Below are 4,958 nucleotides of genomic sequence, written 5' to 3' on the forward strand. Positions count from 1 at the left end.
CAACCGTGTGCCCATGACACGGTTGCTAATTGCTTATTAGCAAGCACTTTACGCCAATCTGACACTTGATTGTCATACATCGCGTTGTGCCAATCACTTAATGCCACCAGCCCACGTTGCGATAATTGCTCTATTTGAATACTGTCACGAATAACCTGTTTATGTATTTTGATGATGCCATTGAGTAACAGATCGATTTCGCGACTGGATATATGACTGCCAAAATAATTGATACAAATATCGGGTACCAAATGGGCTTCATCAAAAATAACCACATCGGGATCTGGCAATAACTCGGCAAATCCGGTGTCTTTTAGCAATCGGTCAGCAAAAAATAAATGGTGATTAACCACCACCACTTTGGCCTCCATTGCTCTAATACGTGCTTTACGGGTAAAACACACATCATAATGATCGCATTTTTTACCCGTACAGGTTTCTTTAGTGCTCACAACGGTGGGAATAACTTCTGAATGCTCTGCCACCGAGGTTAAATTGCCGATATCGCCATCTTTGCTCAAATGTGCCCATTGGTTAATTTTTAGCAAGTCATCAATATAATATTCGCTAAATTGACTGGCATTTTGCATTTGTTTTTCTAGGCGTAACTGACATAAATAATTGTTACGCCCTTTTAATAATGCAATAGGTACATGTACATCTAACATGGCGAGTAATGCAGGGAGATCTTTAAGAAATAGCTGCTCTTGCAGGTTTTTACTGCCAGTACTCACAACCACTTGTTTACCGCTGAGTAAGGCCGGAATTAAATATGCATAGGTTTTACCCACACCAGTACCAGCTTCTAAAATCAGATTATGCTTTTTAGCAATAGCGTCACTTACCGCAACGGCCATATCTGTCTGACTTTGTCGGTGGTGGTAATGATGCACATGTTTGGCTAACGCGCCGCGATCGCTAAATTCATGGATTACAGATTGGGTAAGTGTAGAGCTCAAAGCATCCTCAAATTATCGTGCTAACGTTGATGTAATGTGGTTTGGGCTATTATGCTTATAACGGCTTCATGTTCCAACTGTTTATCACCAAAAATTGTAAAGGCAGTTGTATTAACAATATCGATGATTTGGCTTATTAGGCCGGAAACAAAAAATGCTGGCCACCAGCGTGACTCAGCATTTTTGACTCGGATAAAATATAATCAATCGTTTATCTTTTAGTTATTCAGATAGCAGGTTTTAAATGTGCTGTTCAGGGGTGAGTTCAAACGCCATTTTTTGATTGGCCGCCTTGTGTTTCACACTCATGCTCATGACTTTTTTAGCCTCGGCTAGGCCAAACAAGTCAAATGACAATATATCGGACATAAAATCACCCGTAAAACATATCTTCTATATCCACATTGCCATTTGATCTTTGGTGGGTTTACTGCCTTTATGGACCACTTTCTCATCAACGACTACCGCTGGCGTACTCATTACGTCATAAGCCATAATTTGCGCCATATCGGTTACTTTTTCGATTTTTATAGCAACACCTTTTTCGTCGGCAACAGCTTGGGCAAGCTCTGCAGTTTCAAGACACTTTTTACAACCAGAACCTAATACTTTAATGATTTTCATTTATTGTTCCTTATGACTAACTCGTAGATGATAGCAACGGAGCAAATGCATTAAATATCCACCCCACTAAAGTGAATGAAACTAATAGCATGCTGAATAATATCGCCAGCAAGCGCCACTGCATCACTTGTTTTAACAAAATAAACTCAGGAAAACTGGCTGCTACGGTACTCATACAAAATGCCAACGTAGTACCAATCGGTAACCCATTAACAATCAGGCTTTCCATAATAGGAATAACGCCTGTCGCATTGGAATAAAGTGGAATACCCAGCAGTACCGCAGCGGGTACAGACCACCATTGTCCGTCGCCCAAATGCGCTTCAATCCAACCATCTGGCACAAAACCATGTAATGCGGCGCCTAACCCCACACCAATAATGACCCATTTCCAGACACGGCCGAATATATCTAGCATTTCAGTTTTGGCAAATTGATGTCTTTGTTGTAACGACATAGTTTGCACATTGGCACTCTCATCAGCCGTATTGCCAACCCCCTTCTGCTGGCCACGCTTTAAGGCTTCGGCCGCAAACGATTGTAGCCAACGTTCAGCCTTAATACTGTCGAGAAACAAACCGCCTAACATCCCCACACTCATTCCAACGGCAATATACAATAAAGTAAATTTGAGTCCCAATAAGCTCATCAATAGTAATATTGCGACCTCGTTGATTAAAGGCGAGGTAATCAAAAAGCTCATAGTGATCCCCAATGGGATCCCGGCAGAGGTAAAGCCTAAAAATACAGGAATGCTCGAACAAGAACAAAATGGCGTTATAACACCAAAACCAGATCCCATTAAATAGCCTAATCCTCGGTGCTTTCCAGCTAGATAATCTCTGACCCGTTCAACATTTAACGAAGCCCGGATTAAGGCAATGAAATAAATCATCACCAGTAGTAAAGCAAAAATTTTAGTCACGTCTTCAACAAAAAAATGCAGCGCATCACCGAGTTTTGTCTCAGCAGACAACCCCAATACACTATAAATAAGCCAAGATGCAAAATCAGAAAATACCTGAAACATAAGTCATTACTCAATAAAAACGCTACTGTAAAGATAGCCTTATTTTAAGTCGCAATATAAGATCCAGATCTCGATTTTGTTGATGATAGGAATAAACACAGAGTATCCGAAATAAAATGTGGTTAATTCTTGTTTAAGTAGAACGTCTCTTTTTTGTCCTTTTTACGATTGATGACTCGTTCAAACTCAAAATTTAAATGTCGATAACAAATACATATGAAAGTTAATGAGTTAACTATCTTTTCATGGCATTAATTACTGTATATTTCATTGCAATGTAAACAGCATCATAATAACGTAGCCTAAAGAGAGATTTGTTCATCGGCAACAAGCTTAAGGAAAAGCAATAATGAAATGGTTAATCGTAGTGGCAATTAGTTGGTGTATCGGGTTTATCAGTTTTCCGCTGATATGGCCTAATGACACCCCAAACACTACTGAACATCGCGGTTTACTTTCTAAAACACAACCAACTAATACTTCAAAATCTGTCTCTACAGGACAATCTAATATTACCTCAGAGAATAATTTACCCCACAATACTCACGACCGGGAAGCATTTAAGGCATCGTTAAGCAATGATGAAACGCCTTACATGTCGATTTTTCGTATCATGCAACTGGCCGAACAAGACCCTTTAGAAGCATTACTCGTTGCCGAAGAAACTCAACATGAAGACTTATATGGATTAATTTTAGAAATAGCTGGCAAAATGCAATTTTCAAATGTCATTTCATGGCTAGAACAGCAAAAGTCGACTGAACAGTATGAGTCATTACTCGACGGTTATTTGCGTGGTTTAGCGTCTGTAAATCCGCAACAAGCATTAAGCGATGTCGAGTTATTGGCAGTAGAACCGATGAAGTCATCGATCATCATGTCGATTGTAGACTCATGGGCCAATACCGATGCAATTGCCGCATTTGAATGGTTAAAGCAGCAAACAGAAACTCAATCAACGTTAAAAATGTACTTAAATACCATGTATTACTATATTGAACAGTCACCTAATGAAGCCGCAAATCTTATTTCATCACTGCCACTAAATGAGTCGACTAATTATCTTATAACGTCGATGGTATATCAGTTGGTTGAAAAAAATACTCAAGATGCTGTTGACTGGTTAGATACGATTGCCGTTGAGCAACGTGCCAGCGGGATATATATTGTCTCACGAAAAATGGCAGAAACCGATCCTGAGGCTGCTTTAGTATTTTTAAACAATCAAAAACAAGCCTACGATTTAAACCTAGATTATTTCAACAGTGCCGTAGCTGAAATCGCCAGTGTTGAACCCAATATGATGCTAGCGCGAATAGATAATTATGAAGCTAATGTTCAGCGAGATATCATTATCAACGCCAGTTATGCCCTCGCAGAACATTCGGAAGTCGATTTTTTGCAGGTTATTAATTCACTGTCTGATGACAACAAAGACATTGCATTTCGTCAACGATCGGCACAATTGAGCCAAACGGATCCTCAACAAGCGTTTAATGTAGCCGAACGTATTAATGACACTACCATTCGATTAGAGTCTATTGCTGGTACCGTCAATGTGTGGAGTGGTTTTGACAAACGAGCAGCGCTAACGGCGATTGATAACTCAACCCTATTAACTGCCAGTCAAAAAGCCGAAATAAGCAGTCAAATACAATTGCAGCTAACATCATCGAATATAATTTATCCTTGAGTAGCCATTTGATTATTTGGCTAACTAACTTGTTCTATTGATTCCCATAACAGCTAACATCTTGTATAGAAATCGGCTTTCAACACAGATGCATAGAGTCGTTATGTTGATTATGATGACGGCATTAAATATTAAGTTAATGCCGATCAAAGAGGCCACATAATGCAACGCAGACAGTTTTTAAAAGTAAGTGTAATGGGTGCCGCTGTTGGAATAACTAGTGCCAGTGCAATATGGTTAAGCCAAGGCAATGATCCTGAGCAACTCACCATTACTGCACTATTAGCCAAATTGAATCAGTTAACAATGTTATCTACCGAACAACTTGCGCATTTAAGTCTCGGAGAATGGAACAGTTCTGAAGTGTTTGCACATTGCGCGCAAAGTGTTGAATTTTCAATGAGCGGGTTTCCTGAACATAAATCAGCACTCTTTAAACAAACCGTTGGTGCACTGGCATTTACGGCATTTGCCACCAAAGGCGCGATGTCACATAACTTAGCCGAACCAATTCCTGCGGCGCCGAAGTTAGATCGCAATATTGATGTTAATCTAGCGCTTGCTAGGCTGATACAATCTTTAACTGATTTTCAACAATATCAAGCTGAGTTTGCTCCGCACTTTGCATATGGTGAATTAAACAAAGCTGATT

At 39.8% G+C, this 4,958-nt stretch carries 6 protein-coding genes; 2 read left to right on the plus strand and 4 right to left on the minus strand.

The window, feature by feature from the left end; all coding sequences use genetic code 11:
- The 4 genes from CXF78_RS09930 to CXF78_RS09940 form a co-directional block, all read right to left on the minus strand.
- Positions 1-959: ATP-dependent DNA helicase (locus CXF78_RS09930; RefSeq protein WP_145991412.1), on the minus strand; the 959-nt coding region annotated here is incomplete at its 3' end.
- Positions 960-1,199: 240 nt separating this feature from the next.
- Entirely contained in the window at positions 1,200-1,328 is a 129-nt protein-coding gene (locus CXF78_RS21815; RefSeq protein ID WP_257984882.1) for a hypothetical protein, read from the minus strand.
- A 24-nt stretch (positions 1,329-1,352) separates the two neighbouring features.
- A complete protein-coding gene (locus CXF78_RS09935) occupies positions 1,353-1,583 on the minus strand; it encodes a thioredoxin family protein (RefSeq protein ID WP_101087570.1) in 231 nt (76 codons plus the stop codon).
- A gap of 16 nt (positions 1,584-1,599) precedes the next feature.
- Positions 1,600-2,613 carry a permease gene (locus tag CXF78_RS09940; protein ID WP_102036677.1) on the minus strand — a complete coding sequence of 338 codons (1,014 nt, stop codon included), beginning with the start codon at positions 2,611-2,613 and terminating at the stop codon, positions 1,600-1,602.
- A gap of 349 nt (positions 2,614-2,962) precedes the next feature.
- On the opposite strand from CXF78_RS09940, the gene CXF78_RS09945 reads away from it, so the two are divergent.
- Both CXF78_RS09945 and CXF78_RS09950 read left to right on the plus strand, forming a co-directional pair.
- Entirely contained in the window at positions 2,963-4,306 is a 1,344-nt protein-coding gene (locus CXF78_RS09945; RefSeq protein WP_102036678.1) for a hypothetical protein, read from the plus strand.
- A gap of 162 nt (positions 4,307-4,468) precedes the next feature.
- The coding region (locus tag CXF78_RS09950; RefSeq protein ID WP_102036679.1) for a DUF1569 domain-containing protein at positions 4,469-4,958 on the plus strand (490 nt) is incomplete at its 3' end.

It is taken from the genome of Shewanella sp. 11B5 (assembly GCF_002836795.1).
Lineage (GTDB): Bacteria > Pseudomonadota > Gammaproteobacteria > Enterobacterales > Shewanellaceae > Shewanella > Shewanella frigidimarina.